Source organism: Bacillus xiamenensis (assembly GCF_001857925.1).
Taxonomy (GTDB): Bacteria; Bacillota; Bacilli; order Bacillales; family Bacillaceae; genus Bacillus; species Bacillus xiamenensis.
On the sequence record NZ_CP017786.1, the window covers coordinates 824,875 to 840,692 of the forward strand.

Consider the following 15,818-nt stretch of genomic DNA (forward strand, 5'->3'; position numbering starts at 1 on the left):
CAATTTCATTCAAAAGTACGACAACAAGACGATAAAATACATACAGAACAAATTGAGTCAGAATCGAGGAGACACATGTTCCTAGACTTTTTATTTAAGAAGAAAAAAACGACAACACCCGTTGTACAGAAAAACGTCCAGCAAAAAACAACGAATAACAAAAAAGCAGAACGAAAAGGGGCACTTGGGGAATACAAAATCGATATTCAGCTCTCGCAATTGCCAAAGGGTTTTCTTTTTTTGAATGATGTGATGATAGAAAACCCCGCTTCATCAACAGGTTATTCTCAAATCGACCATATCGTCATTTCACCGCATGCCTTGTTCGTGATTGAAACGAAGAACTATCAAGGTACCATTTACGGAGGAAAAAAGCGTAAAAACTGGCTCATAAACGGGAAATTCCCGTTTATGAGTCCACTCGCTCAAAATTATGGACATATCCAAGCCATCAAGCGTTGCGCAAAAGATTTGATCGATACCTCATCAGTCGTTTCTTTGATCTCATTTACGAAGCGCTGTACATTTAAAGTAGATGAAGAATTAAGGAAAGTCACTTCGAATGAGTTAGTCATCTATGATATAGAATTGACCGAATTTATCCAACGAAAAAGTGCAAATATCCGACTACAGAAGCCAGCACCAATATATTCAGAGAGCGATAGAAAGCGTTTGTTTGAATTACTCAGCCAAGCGAATATCACGGATGACAGCTTACGGAAACAGCATGTTGAGCACATTAAGCAAACGTCCTCTGAAAAAAAATCTAAGAATGCCGTTTGCCATGAATGCCAATCTGCTGTATCTGAAAAGGTTCGATCTTACTGTTTGTCCCAATCAAAATTCCAAGGGGAAATTTATTGCTATACTCATCAAAAAACATTTACGAATCAAAAAAGGTAAGGAAACATGTCCTTACCTTTTTCTTTAGGTGCTAGTTCATCTCTATCATCTTATCTATCAATCCCATCTGCTCAATAACCTTCATAATCATTCATAAAACGCTGCAAACTAATTTTCTGCTCTTTTTTTGTAAATCTGTTGAATAGCCTAAGCATAGATTAAAAATACTATCTAACCTTTCTCCGAATCCACTATAAAAATAATTCGTCAGTTCGCCATTATTTTCACTTGCAAGAACCACAACTGTAGCCATCTCTAATACATATTCTATATTTTCTTCAGAAATCGTCCGATCCTTTTTCTTTGCATTAATGAATTCATTGCTATGAATAGAACTCATCCTACCTTCAAGTAAATTGAGTATAGACTTCTTATAAATGACATACACTCCTTTAATTAGGACCATATGGATCACATAAAATACATTTTACACGTTCATCTTCTTTTTCAATTTTTATTGCATCAAAATCATATAATCATATTTTATTAATTTCTTCTATTTTTATAGGAGGAAAAGCGTCGGCTGCCTCTGTTTTACTTTTCATTCGAACCTCCAATAACAGTAATAAACCTCTCTTACTCCAAACAATCCAATCTTTCAAGCCACTTTAACATGGCTCCGCTTTTAAAGAAATTGAATATGACACCATCGCAAAATCGTTCAGCTCTCACAACCCCCGTCACGAGAGCAAGTACACACTGCGCATTTAAATCTGAAACGTCCACATTCTCCAAATCGTCCGTTCCCCATTCAATTCCATTTACTTTAAGGATTTCTCTGTAAAGGGTAAGCTCCATATCCTTATTTTGTTCTTCAAAGGTATACACATCATTGATAAATTGACGCACCATTTCGTAATAATTCACAAAGGGCATTTGAATCGGATGTTCAGCTGTTCCATCATTTTCTCGATCGATTACCCAAACTCCAATACGATTCTCCTGAAGCATCGGTATGTATTTTGTCAGAATCTCGAATTTGTTCATCCTTATCCTCCTCCATTTTCATCAAGATCAAATAACCATTGAAGCCTTTTTATCTATTTTCATTCTATAGAAAACCCATGACTCTACAGGAGAATCATGGGCTGTTTGAACCTATTTTAAATCATAAAAAGCCTTTATTTCCCTATCCTTGACATTGATACAACTGTCTCCACATGCGCCGTATGCGGGAACATATCCACTGGCTGCATGTATTCGATTTTGTAGTCTTTTGACATGTATTCAAGGTCTTTTGCTAGTGTGGATGGGTTGCAAGAGACGTAGACAAAGCGTTTTGGTTTGACTTGTTTGACGGTGTCTAAGAAGGTGCGTTCGCAGCCTGTTCTTGGCGGATCGACGACGATGACGTCAGGGCGGAAGCCTTCTTTGACCCATTTTGGCAGCCAGTGTTCCGCTGTGCCTGTCACATAGGTTGCGTTTTTCATGCCGTGTTTTTTGGCATTTTTCTTGGCATCATCAATGGATTCTTTGATGACATCCATTCCTCGTACTTCTTTTGCGCCATCTGAGAGCCACATGCCGATTGTACCGACGCCGCAATACGCATCGACAAGCTTTTCTTTTCCTGTCAATTTGGCCGCTTTTTTCGTTTCATCGTAAAGCTTTAATGTCTGTTTCGGATTCAATTGGAAGAAGGCACGTGCACTTAGTTCAAATGAGACGTCTCCTAAAAATTCTTGGATGACCATGTTGCCCGCTAAGTGCGATGTTTTATGCCCAAAGATGACGGACGTTTTTTCGCCATTGATATTGTGCATAATAGACGTCACTTCTGGCAGACGTTTTTGAATGGCTTCGGCGATTTCTTTTTTCTTTGGAAATTCTGGCTTCGACGTGACAAGAACAACTTGAACTTCACCTGTTTCAAAGCCAACCCGTACGACAATCGACCGAACATCACCTTTTCTTGTTCGTTCGTTGTAAACCGATACGCCGAATTTCTCTAAAATTTTGCGGACAACGCCTGTTGTTTTGTTCGTTTTTGGATGCTGGACGATACATTCCTTGATCGGTACAAGCTTATGTGAATTCAGTCCGTAAAGACCTGCGATGATGTCGCCGCTATGTGATCTTCCTACTTGGAACTGACTCTTATTCCGGTAGTGCCACGGGTCTTCCATGCCAATCGTTGGTCTAATGTCTATCTTTTCAACCGACAGCTTTGTATGCCGCTCCATTGATTGAATGACTATATCGCGTTTTTCCTTTAGCTGCTGGTCGTATGCCAAATGCTGAAGCTGACAGCCCCCGCACTGCTCGTATACTGGGCACGGCGGTTTCACTCGATGCTCTGAGCGCTTGCGTACTTTCCTCACCGTACCTTCTGCATATTTTGCTTGAACATTTACGGCTTCAACGACCACTTCTTCACCTGGAAGCGCACCTGGGACAAAGACCACTTGCTTTTTAAAATAACCGACCCCTTCTCCATTAATGCCAAGGCGTTTAATGGTAAGCGGGAACTGCTGCCCCTTTTGTAGAAGGGCACCTTGCTGTTTTTCTTTCACGTACATTCTCTCCGTTCTATTTAAACCTTCATAGGTTGTCCTCATTTTATTCCATCTGATTAGTATATCACGACTTGGACAAAGAGAGAAAATGCCTTTCATTTATTCTGTCTCAATGCTTCTCCATAAATAAAGAGATGCGTAGCTTAAATACGGAGCCCACTCCTTGCTTAAAACTGCCATCTCTTCTTTTGTTGGCTTTTCAGGCAAGTCAAAGTGACGTTTAATCGCATTTTGAATCCCGATATCTGCCATTGGGAAAAGATTCGGTCTTCCGAGTCCATTCATGAGGACATTTTGAACCGTCCAAGGTCCAATCCCTCTAATTGGAAGCAGACGTTCCTCCACTTCCGCATCAGGTAAATGGTGTAATTCCTCTAAACAAAGAGAGCCGCTCACAATTCTTTTCGATACATCAATGACATATTCTGCTTTCCGCTGACTGAATTGAAGCTTTCTCAAATCGTCTGTTTCAAGTGATGCGATGGTTTCAGGTAAAGGATCGAACCACACGCCTTCTATTTGTTCACCGTACGTATGGACAAACCGTTTTGTCAGCTCATAAGCAAATGCAAGATTGAGCTGCTGATGAATGATGCATTTCATCAAGCAATGATATAGATGGAAATCCAGCATAAGCGGCATTCCGATATGACGTTCAAAAATGGATGCAAGATTTGTTTGAGAAAAATGGTCTTGCACAACGTGTAGTTGATGCTCCATTCCAAATATCCGCTTCACTTCAGAAATGATAGGTTCCTCCGGGCCGTTTGCTTGCACCCGGAATGCAGGCGCTTCTTTTGTTCCTGTCGCTTGAACTTCCACCACGTATGGTTTTTGATCCAGCCTCATCGGTACTTTCATTTCTCTTTTGTTCAAATCGACTGCCTTTAATGGATCACTCGATAAGCGTCTCATCACTTGATCGAAGTCATAAGGCGGCTCAACCACCAGCTGTTTTTCCCACATGTTTTTCCTCTTCCTTTCTGCAAACACACGCTGATGCGATTGTTTCACTTTGCATGAATGATTCTCTCTATTGAATACTTTTAAACATAAAGAGTACAAGAATTTATCAGTTATATCTTCCTGATTTGTGGTCATTCTCCTTTTGGATAGATGAAAATTTTTAGTCTAATTCAGCTAAAATTCGACAGCACCCTTCAACATTTCAGGATCATCTTCCTTAAATTAGAAATAGAACCTCTGGGTGATATCTTCCATTCCAGAAACATTTGTATAATTATGACATATCAAGGAGGTGAGCAAAAAAATTAGCGGATTAGGCAATTATTTGTTTCATCTTGCAGGAACATATTTACCTCATTGATCACAGGCTTCACCTAGTTTCACGTTTTACAAAAAGAAGACCCAAAATTTAAAAACAAAGGAGATTACCAATGAAAAAAACTATTCTTTCTGTTGCCCTTGCCACTGCTGTTTCTTCGACACTACCAGTATTCGCTGACGCTGCTGAGCAAAAAACTGCTCCAGTTTCAACTACTATTCAGCAAACTGTTTTAAACAAAGCTGCTGAAGGGAAAGCTGGGACAACTGCTAGCCCGAATGTCAATGTAAACTTCGATGCACTTGGCATTGCGAATGCCATCGTTAACGCTGTCAATGCAAATGCAAACCGCTCTGGATTCGTTAAAGGCGTAATGGAGAGCACGTTCTACGCTGCTGGTGCAAGATACAATGTCATGGTTTTTAACCTTAGCCAGAACTATGAAGACCGCTTTAATGGGGTTAAAACTTTCGCAACTGTTCAATACGGAAAAGTTGTTTACGGTATTTGGGTTTTTGAAAGCGGCACATTTAAAAACAATGGAGATGGCGGCTGGGATAACTGGGCATTCAGAGGCTGGTTTGACCGTCAAGATAAATTTGTTACATTCCGTCGTCCTTAATCATTATTTTAACCATCAATCATACACGCACATTGAACCGATCTCAGTGATGAGATCGGCTTTTTTTGTGATGAAAACGTATAAGTTCACCTGTGCTGCTTCATGATATAATGCAAGTCTGGAGGGGTGCTCATGCTGAAGAAACTTGCAGTGACAAAAAACGGCGACTTGATTGAACATGCAACATTGCAGCAACTTTCAAGCCCCGATATCGCCTGGTATTGGATTGATTTTGATACGCCAACGGAAAAGGAAGCAGCACTGTTAAAGGAATATTTTCAGTTCCATCCGCTTGCGATTGAGGATTGCTTCCATTATTTACAGCGGCCGAAGCTTGATTTTTATGATGGGTATTTATTTTTCGTCCTTCATGCCCTCAATCAAAAAACACTTCGATCTGAAGAAGTCGACCTGTTTGTTGGAGAAAACTATATCGTAACTTTTCATTTGAAGGAAGCACCCTACATTGATCGAGTCATTCGAAAGCTCAAAGGGTCTGATAAAGCACGAGAGAGCGGACCTGAGCATATGGCTTATATGCTGATTGATCAGCTCGTCGATGATTATTTCCCTATTATTTATCAAATTGAGGACAGGCTCAATGAAATCGAGGATGAAGAAGGTCATAAAACGTATGGCACATTGATGAACGAAGTATTTGGGATACGATCCGATTTGCTCAAACTACGCAGAACCATTATCCCGATGAGGGACCTTTTATATCGAATTGTAAACACGAATATGATGAAAAGCGATACAAATCGGCAAGCATATTTTAATGATATTTATGATCACCTGTTGAAACTGACGGAGATCGTTGAGTCGAATCGTGATATGACGGCAGATTTAAGAGACAGCTATCAAACACTAAATTCCAATCGAATGAATGCCATCATGATGACACTGACCATTGTCTCGACGATTTTTATTCCACTGACCTTTATTGTTGGAGTGTACGGGATGAACTTTGATAACATGCCTGAATTACACTGGAAGTATGGCTATTTTGGCGTGCTTATTTTCATGAGTCTGCTTGTCTCAGGGATGCTGTTGTGGTTTAAGCATAAAGGGTGGTTTCGGATTTTCAAATAGTTTTTTGAGAGAAATGCTTGAAAGGGAGATACTATGGAAAACTGGATTCCACTGACAGAGAAAGAACTAAAGTACGCATGGAAAACATTTGATCAAAAGTTTAAATTGAACCCTAGCATCTCTCGCTTTCCCGGTTTTCAAGCACCATCTCCTTACATCACATATGATATCTCTGCTTATTTCGAGGACCCTTCTCTCCTAAGTGCGGATGAAGACCTTGAAATGAAGGCACTGCTGTCTTTTCAGGAGAATATCACCGGAACCGACGAATATATGCAGGTACTTGATTGGCAGCACGAATGCTATTGGATCACACCATACGGCTCATTTGAAAAAGATGCGTTTGGAGACTGGAGGGTTCCTTTGTTTCCAAACGGAGATTATTTTTTCTTTTTATCAAAAGAGATGAACTGGGCCTGCCAGGACATCAGCGTCACGATTTTCGGTGAGGGCTTGATTGACTCCTTTACTCGTCATCGTCCCCTTTTGTTCCAGCGTAAAATAAGAGAAGGATAAGTCAAAAAGCTTGCAGATGTCTGCAAGCTTTTTTCTATAGCTGAGGCAGATGCCATACTTTTTCAAGCATGAGATCGTCTAGGCTTTTAAAGGAATAACCTTGTTTTTTCAGTGCTGTGATGGCATCATCCAGTGCCTCTGCATTGTCTCTTGAGACAGTATGAAGTAAGTAAATGGCACCTGGATGCGCCTGTTTCATCATTTGATTGTACGCATACTGCTTTCCTTTTTGATGATGGATATGCCAATCCACAAACGCCACTGACCAGAAAACGGTTTGGTAGCCGAGCTCTTTTGTTTCCTTCAGCACCCTTTCACTGAACACCCCGCGCGGCGGACGAAGGTAGAGATTATCTTGTTTTCCTGTGATTTTGTATACTGCTTCATTGACACGATCCAGCTCTTCTTTGATTTCCTTCGTACTTTTTGTTGTTAAATCTGGATGGTGATAGGAATGGTTACCGATGATATGTCCTTCTTCTGCCATCCGTTTGATCAGCTGCGGCTGATCCTTTACGAAGTGCCCGGTCACAAAAAAGGTGCCGGGTACTTGATGCTTTTTTAGCACATCTAAAATCTTGGGTGTGTACCCATTCTCATAGCCATTGTCGAATGTAAAATAAATCTCTTTCTTTTTCGTGTTTCCTAAATAGAACGCATCATATTTCTTTAAGAGTGTCGTCAGTTCCTTACCGGCATCTGCCGGTTTATGCTCTTTGCTTTTAGCAAATCCCCAGTGGATGGGGTTATTAGACACTGCTGATACTTCTGACAGAGGCATCAATACAAAAAGCGCACATAAACAGATCAGCATGTATTTTTTCATTTACGTCACTTCCCGGTTTTTCTTCTATTGTGCAGAATATGCCGGGTACTCATACGCTTTTTGACCTGCCAATTTAAAGAAAAAAGCCCGCATCAGCGCGAGCTATTCTTCCTTCCAATCGGTTTTAAACCGTTCATATTTCGCTTCCAGATCGTCAATCATCTGGATCAGTCTGTCTATATCCTCAACGTCCGTTGATTCGGGATCTAATGAATCAATCACATTCATAAACATATCTAATCGGTTTTTTAAATAATCCACCTGTTGTTCTTTGCTGTCTGCTGCCTTGCCCATAGATACACTCCCTTTAGCATTTGTCTATAGCTTATCTTTTTTTCCCTTGTAAATCAATTGAGCCCCTCCCCCTTGCGTATAACGGTCATGGGGCTTAAAATTAACTGTTGGCGGGTCTACGTTTGTTTGCCCGAATGAAAAGGAGATAGATACCATGAACCAAAAAACAGCACTTCGTCCGATTACACCTGCATTCGACCCTTGGGAAGCCTATCTCGATGTGCAGGATTACGGAGAAATGAAGCTGACAAATATTGAATTGACGACAACAACTTTATGTAACATGAGATGTGAGCACTGTGCGGTTGGCTATACTTTGCAGCCTAAAGACCCAAATGCACTGCCACTTGATTTGCTGCTCCGCCGTTTAGATGAAGTACCGCTCTTGCGTTCCCTTAGCATCACAGGCGGAGAGCCGATGCTTTCTCTTAAATCTGTACGCGAATATGTCGTACCTTTATTAAAGTATGCCCATGAACGCGGCGTCCGTACCCAGATTAATTCAAATTTAACACTTGATTTGGCTCGATACGATGAGATTATTCCATACTTAGATGTCCTTCACATTTCACATAACTGGGGGACTGTCGAAGATTTTGCTACGGTTGGTTTTGCAATGATGGACCGAAAGCCAACCTTTGAGCAGCGCGAGAAATTGTTTAACCGCATGATTGAGAATAGTCAGGCACTTGTGAAAGCGGGTGTAACCGTATCTGCTGAAACGATGCTGAATAAGCGTACGCTTCCTTATATTGAACACATCCATCGTCAAATCGTGGAGGAGATGAAATGTCAGCGTCATGAAGTTCATCCGATGTATCCAAGTGATTTTGCGAGCGCCCTTGAATCATTGACGCTTCCGCAAATGCGTGATGCGATTCATCAGCTGCTTGATATTCGTGATGAAAACACATGGATGCTGTTTGGCACCTTGCCATTTTATTCATGCAGTCCAGATGAAGAAGACCAGCGTCTCCTAAAGCGATTGCGTCAGGCGAAAAATGTCACTGTACGAAATGACCCTGATGGCCGCTCTCGGTTGAATGTGAATATTTTTGATGGGAATATTATTGTAACAGACTTTGGCGATACACCGCCGCTTGGAAATATTGAAACTGATACATTGCAATCAGCCTATACACGCTGGATGAACACAAAATTGGCGAAAGAACTCAATTGTCATTGCCCAAGTGTGCAATGCCTTGGTCCAAATGTTCTTGTGAAAAACAGCTATTATCAAGATGTTGATTTTACTTCTCGTACAGCCAGGGGGTAACCGATAGATGGACGATACTTTTCTGACAGTGGTCAAGAACAAATACATTGAAATTCTCCTTGTTGGACTCATTCTTTGGCTTGCTGTTTTTATGATCAACAAAGCGCTTCAGATTTTCTTTAAACGAACTGAATTCATTGAAGAAAAGAAGAAAAAAACGATTGAGAGCTTGATCAAATCCGTTTCAAAGTATACAGCTTCCATTTGTTTTGTCTTATATGTGATTTCTCTATTCTTTCATGACTTTGGGAAAATTCTTGCGGGTGCTGGTGTTGCTGGGATTGTCATTGGTTTTGGCGCTCAGACCTTGATTCGTGATATTTTAGCCGGCATCTTCCTGATCTATGAACGCCAGATTCATAAGGGGGACTATGTAACGGTCAATAATCTTTTTAACGGAACGATTGAAGAGATTGGCCTTCGCTCTTTGCAAATTAGAGAATGGAGCGGCAAGCTGTTAACCATCTCTAACGGAGACATCCGGCAAATTCAAAACTACAATATGCACTACATGCGAATCACCGAGTCTGTCTTAATCAGTGCAAACCAAAATCCTGACATTGCTTTCAAGGCGCTAGAAACAGCATGTGATCAGTTAAATCAAACGCATCATGATTTATTGAAAAAAGATGAATTCCAAAACGCCATTGAACCCTTCCAGGTTCATGGCATTATGGGGCTCAATAAATTGAATCGCGGGATTGAGATCACCGTAAAAGGAATGGTCGAGGATGAAAAATACTTCGAAGCCGCCCTCGCTGTGCGAAAAGAAATGATCACACAACTTCATCAGCATGATGTGAAATTGCTTGAGGATCTCGTCTATCCACAGCCTGCAACATAACCTCATTTGTGATGGGGTTATGTTTTTGGTTACTTTTTGTTAACAGGTTAATTATAATATTATTTAGTTTATCAATAGGAAGGATGTTTTTATTGATTTCTTTCATCAAGCAAATGTATCAAGAGGTGTTAATCGAATTAGATATTCTCCAGACTATCAGCAAGTAACTGATGGGAAGATCTCTTTCCTTGATAAATTTAAAAAGCGTCTATCTACATTAAAAGTCATGACAAAACAGCTTGGGCACATTAGGTGATGATTCTCTGTTTTTCAGCCCTCTTACTTCTACCCTCTTGACTGATTCATGTATAATAGAAGGCAGATTGATTTCATGCAGCATGGGGACCCTCATACTGTGTATTTACTAATTGAAAGAGAGTGAATAAGATGGGTCGTAAATGGAACAACATTAAAGAAAAGAAAGCATCAAAGGATGCCAATACAAGTCGTATTTACGCAAAATTCGGGCGTGAAATCTATGTGGCTGCCAAGCAAGGTGAGCCAAATCCAGAATCAAACCAAGCACTTCGTTTTGTCCTAGAACGTGCAAAAACATATAGTGTCCCAAAACATATTGTGGACCGTGCGATTGAAAAAGCAAAAGGCGGCGCAGAAGAGAACTTCGATGAGCTGCGTTACGAAGGATTTGGTCCAAACGGATCTATGGTGATCGTTGATGCCCTGACCAATAACGTCAACCGCACAGCGTCTGATGTTCGTGCAGCATTTGGGAAAAACGGCGGAAATATGGGCGTCAGTGGATCTGTTGCTTACATGTTTGACCAAACAGCGGTGATCGGTGTCGAGGGGAAAAGTGAAGAAGAAACGCTTGAACTTTTAATGGAAGCAGATATTGATGTACGTGACATTATGGAAGAAGATGATACGGTGATCGTCTACGCTGAACCAGATCAATTCCATCAAGTTCAAGAAGCGTTCAAACAGGCAGGCGTAGAAGAATTTACTGTCGCTGAAATCACAATGCTGCCTCAGAACGAAGTGACATTAGATGATGAATCGAAAGCACAATTTGAAAAACTCATCGATGTATTAGAAGAGCTTGAAGACGTGCAGCAGGTTTATCATAATGTGGATTTAGGGGAATAATCAGCTAAGCCATCGTGGTTGTTGGATTCATTCAACTTCTGCGTTGGCTTTTTTATTGTCTAGGTAAGGTTTACGTTCTACTCAAGACCATGTAATGAAGAAAGAGTCGTTTCCACAAATAACCAAGGAGCTGAGTTTCATTTTTAAAACATGGTGGTTTTCGTATTATGGCTTTATGATCCTCCCTCTTATTGGCCTATGCTTAATTTTCAACAATTTGACGATATTCACTAAAGTCTTTCTCTTTCTTTTCTTTGTATGGTTTTTATATAACGCCTTTGATTTTTACATTCATGAAATGAAAAAGAAAAAAGATAGGACATCTTAATCAAAAAACAGTCATCTCCCCTTGGTAAGAGGAGATGACTGTTTTTAATTCATCCCTTGAAACCCAAACGTCAGGTGATCCTGAACAGGAATCCAAGCGCCGATTCCTTGTGATGTCACATTTTTCACGACAAGTTTGCGTTTATTTCCCTTGAGCACAAGATACACTTCTCCGTAAGTAACCTTTCCTTTTTCGTTAATGGCTGGAGCGTATGCATGCAGGGATGCTGCTTTTTTCGGAGATACGTGGTAGGACTGATCTCGCTTTGTTCCTGCACCAATCACTGTGTCGAAGGCGAGCGGAAGTTTTGTTTTTTGGATGGCTTTTTGCATCATCAATGTTTTCACATCTTCTGGGTTTGGTACTTTTGCTGTGAGCCCTCCACTTACTTTTATTTGTTGTTTTTGCACATATTTGCCGATGGCTGTTTTGTTTCCGCCTCTATTATCAATGTGATTCGTGTTCACTTTTTTGTATTCCCAATTGGCGACGGTTTCGTTTGAATCATAGCTGAGTGCCCATCTTCCAAGAAAAATCGTTGCCCTGTAGCCAACTGCTAGCGGTGTACCTGAGATACTGGATTCATTCAGCATTTTAATTAAATGTGTATTTTCAATTGGTACACTTGTTGTTTTAAATAATTCGGCCGTCAGCTCGCTCGGCTGTAGCAGCGGTTGATCTTGTGACGCATTTGGATACGTATTTTCCTTTGAGATACTGGCGACAGACGATGGCACCTTAAACGGCTTTGCTGCCTCGGCTGGAAAGCTGTATAGAAAACTTAAGGATAAGAGAACAACAAACATGATGCGGGGCATCTTTTTCATATCATCACTCTTTCTCATTCATTTTTCCATAGTATTTTCCCGAAAAACGTCCCTTATCCACAAAAGATTATAAAAGGAAAAATCCAATCGCCATAATGAAATAGGCAGCAAGTAATGTGGCGCCTTCAAACCAGTTCGTATCCCCATCATTCGATAGGATGACCGTCAGTAAAACAGAGGATGCCATCGCAATAAGCTCTGGTAATGAGAAGATCAGCGGCATTTGCTTTTCAAAAAAAAGAGAGCTGATCACAAGGATCGGTGCGACCATCATGGCAACTTGAAGCGTGGAACCGAAAGCAATTTCGACCGCGACATCCATTTTGTTTTTATACGCCATGATGATGGCAGAAGCGTGTTCTGCTGCATTACCGACAATCGCAACAATGATGACCCCGATAAATAGTTCACTCCAGCCAAACTGTTCTCCGACTGTGTCAAATGTATGGACGAGCCGCTCTGAAATATACGCCACAGCAATTGTCGCAAGGAGTAAAATCGCCGTGGCAAACTTCCCCGACCATTCTGGTGTTTCTTCTTCCGTCGCTGCTTCCCCTTCCGCAATTTCCTGCTTGGCAACATAAACACCTCTGTGGCTGACCAGTTTGAAATAGAGTGCTGCGACATAAAGCAAAATCATCACGATGCTAATGCCGATACTTAAAACAAATTGACGATCTTCTGCCATCCCCATGGAAAAGACTTCTGGAATGACAAATGCCACAATAATCGCAAACATAAGCAGCCCAGAGTTATGCCTTGCATCGTGGACGTTGAACTCTTGTCGTTTAAATTTCAATCCGCCAACGAAAAAAGACAGTCCAGCCACGAGCAGTAAATTGCCAATCACTGAGCCAGTGAGTGAAGCAAGGACAATGGCAGTGAGTCCTTGTTTTAATGCAAAAAATGAAATGATTAATTCCACTGCATTTCCAAAAGTAGCGTTTAACAAACCGCCAATTCTTGGTCCCGCTATAATGGCAAGACTCTCTGTCGCTCTTCCCATATAACTTGCAAGACCGATGATGGCGATACAATAGACGGCGAACATGACAGCCTGCGGGAAATGAAGAAAACTGCCAATCACAGATAATGGAACACCGATTGCGACAATCACTAGAAACAAACGATTCATACAGCCAATCTCCTTTACATCATATCTGACTGTTATTCTTTCGTGAGTGCCGGCATCATATACATTTAGATTCGCTCGTGTGAAAGGGTGATGTCGATACTTCCTTTGACGGATTGCACCATGGAACAATGCTTCAACGCAAGCTTCATTCCTTTTTCCAGCTGTTCATCAGATGTATTGATGCTTTCTAAAATCATATGTAAGTGAATGCGGGTGATGTTGTTGACAGTCCCTTCTCTTGTCGTTTCAGGTACGATAGTCAGCCTTTGATAAGATATTCGTTTTTTCCGGCATACATGAATGAACATTTCTCCAAAGCATCCAGCAATGGCTGAGGTAAACAATTGATGCGGCCGGTATCCCGCTTCTTTATTTCCTGAAATATGCAGCAGTCCATAATCAGCATTTGCGATCCAGCGATCATTTTCATATGTCAGCTTCATTCCTTTTCCACCTTTCTATTGAAACCCCTATGGTTACATTGTACGATGAAAGCATGAACTTGTAAGGAGCTTCTGATGTCGAGAATTCATTTTATGATTTTAATTTTACTTGTATCCGTTTCTGGTTTTTCGCAGGGGGCGTTATTGCCTGTTATTTCGATTATTTTCGAACATGCCGGCACTTCCCCTACGTTAAACGGACTGCATGCCACAGGCTTATATCTTGGCGTGCTGCTTGCGTCTCCTTTTATGGAAGCGCCACTTCGCCGGTTTGGGTTTAAGCCATTGATCGTCATTGGAGGCGCTGCTGTCTTTTTAAGCTTGTTTAGCTTTGTCTTTTTTGAATCCTATGTCGTCTGGTTCTTCTTGCGGCTCATGATTGGCATCGGTGATCATATGCTTCATTTCTCCACACAAACGTGGGTCACCTATGCATCGTCTTCTAGTAATCGCGGACGGAATATTTCATTGTACGGGTTATCCTTTGGACTCGGTTTTGCCGCTGGTCCTTTTTTAACGCCGCTCATTGAGATCAATCCCTCCCTGCCTTTTATTGTGACAGGAGCCGTTAGTTTATGTATTTGGCTGCTTGTATTTGTTTTAAAAAATACGTATCCAGATACAGGCGACATGCAGACGTCAGAGCAGACAAATAGCCTAAAGCGCTTTAAAAAGGCCTTTCAATTTGGCTGGGTAGCGTTTATGATGCCGTTTTGCTACGGCTTTTTAGAAACGACGCTCAATAGTAATTTCCCTGTGTATGCGCTAAGAAGCGGGGTGACGATAGATGCTGTTGCATTTATTTTACCTGCGTTTGCGATTGGGAGTATTGTTTTTCAGCTTCCTCTCGGTATGCTGAGCGACCGGTTCGGCAGACGCCGCATGATTTTAGTCGTGACACTCGCTGGCTCATTCTTTTTCCTTTTGGCAGGGATTTTCATTCAGTCCGTTTTGGCTGTTGCGATCTGTTTCTTTATCGCCGGTATGGCTGTAGGCTCTACTTTCTCACTCGGCATCAGTTATATGACCGACCTATTGCCAAAGCATCTGCTTCCTGCAGGAAATTTGATGTGCGGGATGGCATTTAGTGCAGGGAGTATTCTTGGCCCGGTTCTTGGTGGATTCTTTGTGCAGACGTTCGAGGGAATGAATTTACTCTATCTTGTCAGTATCGTTATTTTATTTGTGTTTTGCTGTGTTCGATTTGGGAAGACGCTGGCAGTGGTTGAAAGTAACTAAATGGAGGATCTATTTTGTTTACATTTAACATTTCAGATGACTTAAAATTGGCGTGTTTACAAGTAGCGGATGCAGAGGCATTATTTGCACTTATCCAGCAGAATAAAGATCACTTGGGAGAGTGGCTACCATGGGTGAATCACTGTCATCGCATAGAAGATGTTCAATCATTTATTCAATCTGCCCGCACTGCCTATGCTGAAAAAAAAGATATAGAAGCGGGTATCGTATTAAACGATCGATTAATCGGTGTATTCCGCATGACGTTTCAGCATCCGATAGGCAATATTGGGTATTGGATTGGTGAAGATGCGCAAGGGCAAGGTATTGTGACCAAAACAGTGAAATTTATGACAGATGCCTTTGCTCCTGAAGTCGATGGATTTGAAATCTTTTGTCCTGTTGGGCATGTCAGAAGTGAACGTGTTGCGATGAAAGCAGGCTTTCAGCTCGATCCAAACTATCAGCCAAAGCCTGATGCAACTTTTCTCCTGAAACGTTATATACGGATATTGAATCATTAAAAACTCCCCTGCACCTAGGGACTGACCCCCGTTTTTGAGAC

The 15,818-nt window shown here is 41.3% G+C and carries 18 protein-coding genes; 9 read left to right on the forward strand and 9 right to left on the reverse strand.

Going from position 1 to position 15,818, the window contains the following annotated elements; translation table 11 throughout:
* The first annotated feature begins 75 nt into the window (after positions 1-75).
* The gene (locus BK049_RS04175; protein WP_008359242.1) at positions 76-903 is read left to right on the forward strand and encodes a nuclease-related domain-containing protein; all 828 of its coding nucleotides are present in this window, start codon (positions 76-78) and stop codon (positions 901-903) included.
* Between the two features lie 91 nt (positions 904-994).
* Here the strand turns inward: BK049_RS04175 and BK049_RS19690 are convergent, their stop codons facing one another.
* The 4 genes from BK049_RS19690 to BK049_RS04195 form a co-directional block, all read right to left on the reverse strand.
* Positions 995-1,243: a hypothetical protein gene (locus tag BK049_RS19690; RefSeq protein WP_232532060.1), complete on the reverse strand. Its 249-nt coding sequence runs from the start codon at positions 1,241-1,243 to the stop codon at positions 995-997.
* Between the two features lie 236 nt (positions 1,244-1,479).
* The gene (locus tag BK049_RS04185; RefSeq protein WP_071167895.1) at positions 1,480-1,890 is read right to left on the reverse strand and encodes a DUF6508 domain-containing protein; all 411 of its coding nucleotides are present in this window, start codon (positions 1,888-1,890) and stop codon (positions 1,480-1,482) included.
* A gap of 134 nt (positions 1,891-2,024) precedes the next feature.
* A complete protein-coding gene (rlmD, locus tag BK049_RS04190; protein WP_071169182.1) occupies positions 2,025-3,422 on the reverse strand; it encodes a 23S rRNA (uracil(1939)-C(5))-methyltransferase RlmD in 1,398 nt (465 codons plus the stop codon).
* A 96-nt stretch (positions 3,423-3,518) separates the two neighbouring features.
* A complete protein-coding gene (locus BK049_RS04195; protein ID WP_071167896.1) occupies positions 3,519-4,385 on the reverse strand; it encodes a DNA-3-methyladenine glycosylase family protein in 867 nt (288 codons plus the stop codon).
* A gap of 431 nt (positions 4,386-4,816) precedes the next feature.
* On the opposite strand from BK049_RS04195, the gene BK049_RS04200 reads away from it, so the two are divergent.
* From BK049_RS04200 to BK049_RS04210, 3 genes are all read left to right on the forward strand, one after another.
* Positions 4,817-5,326, forward strand: coding sequence for a stress protein (locus BK049_RS04200; RefSeq protein ID WP_071167897.1), 510 nt, complete (start codon positions 4,817-4,819; stop codon positions 5,324-5,326).
* 132 nt (positions 5,327-5,458) lie between these two features.
* Positions 5,459-6,418, forward strand: a complete 960-nt coding sequence (gene corA, locus BK049_RS04205; protein WP_071167898.1) for a magnesium/cobalt transporter CorA — start codon at positions 5,459-5,461, stop codon at positions 6,416-6,418.
* 33 nt (positions 6,419-6,451) lie between these two features.
* The gene (locus tag BK049_RS04210; RefSeq protein WP_071167899.1) at positions 6,452-6,934 is read left to right on the forward strand and encodes a DUF2716 domain-containing protein; all 483 of its coding nucleotides are present in this window, start codon (positions 6,452-6,454) and stop codon (positions 6,932-6,934) included.
* A gap of 34 nt (positions 6,935-6,968) precedes the next feature.
* On the opposite strand, the gene pdaA is transcribed toward BK049_RS04210, so the two are convergent.
* The gene (pdaA, locus tag BK049_RS04215) at positions 6,969-7,748 is read right to left on the reverse strand and encodes a delta-lactam-biosynthetic de-N-acetylase (protein ID WP_406566817.1); all 780 of its coding nucleotides are present in this window, start codon (positions 7,746-7,748) and stop codon (positions 6,969-6,971) included.
* 114 nt (positions 7,749-7,862) lie between these two features.
* Complete coding sequence (locus tag BK049_RS04220) at positions 7,863-8,054, reverse strand: SE1561 family protein (RefSeq protein ID WP_003218031.1); 192 nt, start codon at positions 8,052-8,054, stop codon at positions 7,863-7,865.
* Between the two features lie 154 nt (positions 8,055-8,208).
* Here BK049_RS04220 and yfkAB point away from each other — a divergent pair, with 154 nt between their 5' ends.
* The 3 genes from yfkAB to BK049_RS04235 all read left to right on the forward strand — a co-directional run bounded on the left by yfkAB (position 8,209) and on the right by BK049_RS04235 (position 11,281).
* Positions 8,209-9,330 carry a radical SAM/CxCxxxxC motif protein YfkAB gene (yfkAB, locus tag BK049_RS04225; protein WP_071167900.1) on the forward strand — a complete coding sequence of 374 codons (1,122 nt, stop codon included), beginning with the start codon at positions 8,209-8,211 and terminating at the stop codon, positions 9,328-9,330.
* 7 nt (positions 9,331-9,337) lie between these two features.
* Positions 9,338-10,174, forward strand: coding sequence for a mechanosensitive ion channel family protein (locus tag BK049_RS04230; RefSeq protein ID WP_071167901.1), 837 nt, complete (start codon positions 9,338-9,340; stop codon positions 10,172-10,174).
* A gap of 387 nt (positions 10,175-10,561) precedes the next feature.
* Positions 10,562-11,281, forward strand: coding sequence for a YebC/PmpR family DNA-binding transcriptional regulator (locus BK049_RS04235; RefSeq protein WP_007496614.1), 720 nt, complete (start codon positions 10,562-10,564; stop codon positions 11,279-11,281).
* A gap of 372 nt (positions 11,282-11,653) precedes the next feature.
* On the opposite strand, the gene BK049_RS04240 is transcribed toward BK049_RS04235, so the two are convergent.
* From BK049_RS04240 to BK049_RS04250, 3 genes are all read right to left on the reverse strand, one after another.
* Positions 11,654-12,436, reverse strand: a complete 783-nt coding sequence (locus tag BK049_RS04240; RefSeq protein WP_071167902.1) for a YfkD famly protein — start codon at positions 12,434-12,436, stop codon at positions 11,654-11,656.
* A 67-nt stretch (positions 12,437-12,503) separates the two neighbouring features.
* Positions 12,504-13,571, reverse strand: a complete 1,068-nt coding sequence (gene cax / locus BK049_RS04245) for a calcium/proton exchanger (RefSeq protein ID WP_071167903.1) — start codon at positions 13,569-13,571, stop codon at positions 12,504-12,506.
* 65 nt (positions 13,572-13,636) lie between these two features.
* On the reverse strand, positions 13,637-14,014 hold the full coding sequence (locus tag BK049_RS04250) for an OsmC family protein (protein WP_008357720.1): 378 nt from the start codon (positions 14,012-14,014) through the stop codon (positions 13,637-13,639).
* A gap of 75 nt (positions 14,015-14,089) precedes the next feature.
* On the opposite strand from BK049_RS04250, the gene BK049_RS04255 reads away from it, so the two are divergent.
* Together BK049_RS04255 and BK049_RS04260 are read left to right on the forward strand one after the other, a co-directional pair.
* Entirely contained in the window at positions 14,090-15,253 is a 1,164-nt protein-coding gene (locus BK049_RS04255) for an MFS transporter (RefSeq protein WP_008357718.1), read from the forward strand.
* A 14-nt stretch (positions 15,254-15,267) separates the two neighbouring features.
* Positions 15,268-15,777, forward strand: a complete 510-nt coding sequence (locus BK049_RS04260) for a GNAT family N-acetyltransferase (RefSeq protein ID WP_008357716.1) — start codon at positions 15,268-15,270, stop codon at positions 15,775-15,777.
* The last annotated feature ends 41 nt before the right edge of the window (positions 15,778-15,818 follow it).

Coding starts and splice junctions, on each gene's coding strand:
- BK049_RS04175 (WP_008359242.1), top strand. CDS start 76: ATGTTCCTAGACTTTTTATTTAAGAAGAAAAAAACGACAACACCCGTT.
- BK049_RS19690 (WP_232532060.1), bottom strand. CDS start 1,243: ATGAGTTCTATTCATAGCAATGAATTCATTAATGCAAAGAAAAAGGAT.
- BK049_RS04185 (WP_071167895.1), bottom strand. CDS start 1,890: ATGAACAAATTCGAGATTCTGACAAAATACATACCGATGCTTCAGGAG.
- rlmD (WP_071169182.1), bottom strand. CDS start 3,422: ATGTACGTGAAAGAAAAACAGCAAGGTGCCCTTCTACAAAAGGGGCAG.
- BK049_RS04195 (WP_071167896.1), bottom strand. CDS start 4,385: ATGTGGGAAAAACAGCTGGTGGTTGAGCCGCCTTATGACTTCGATCAA.
- BK049_RS04200 (WP_071167897.1), top strand. CDS start 4,817: ATGAAAAAAACTATTCTTTCTGTTGCCCTTGCCACTGCTGTTTCTTCG.
- corA (WP_071167898.1), top strand. CDS start 5,459: ATGCTGAAGAAACTTGCAGTGACAAAAAACGGCGACTTGATTGAACAT.
- BK049_RS04210 (WP_071167899.1), top strand. CDS start 6,452: ATGGAAAACTGGATTCCACTGACAGAGAAAGAACTAAAGTACGCATGG.
- pdaA (WP_406566817.1), bottom strand. CDS start 7,748: ATGCTGATCTGTTTATGTGCGCTTTTTGTATTGATGCCTCTGTCAGAA.
- BK049_RS04220 (WP_003218031.1), bottom strand. CDS start 8,054: ATGGGCAAGGCAGCAGACAGCAAAGAACAACAGGTGGATTATTTAAAA.
- yfkAB (WP_071167900.1), top strand. CDS start 8,209: ATGAACCAAAAAACAGCACTTCGTCCGATTACACCTGCATTCGACCCT.
- BK049_RS04230 (WP_071167901.1), top strand. CDS start 9,338: ATGGACGATACTTTTCTGACAGTGGTCAAGAACAAATACATTGAAATT.
- BK049_RS04235 (WP_007496614.1), top strand. CDS start 10,562: ATGGGTCGTAAATGGAACAACATTAAAGAAAAGAAAGCATCAAAGGAT.
- BK049_RS04240 (WP_071167902.1), bottom strand. CDS start 12,436: ATGAAAAAGATGCCCCGCATCATGTTTGTTGTTCTCTTATCCTTAAGT.
- cax (WP_071167903.1), bottom strand. CDS start 13,571: ATGAATCGTTTGTTTCTAGTGATTGTCGCAATCGGTGTTCCATTATCT.
- BK049_RS04250 (WP_008357720.1), bottom strand. CDS start 14,014: ATGAAGCTGACATATGAAAATGATCGCTGGATCGCAAATGCTGATTAT.
- BK049_RS04255 (WP_008357718.1), top strand. CDS start 14,090: ATGTCGAGAATTCATTTTATGATTTTAATTTTACTTGTATCCGTTTCT.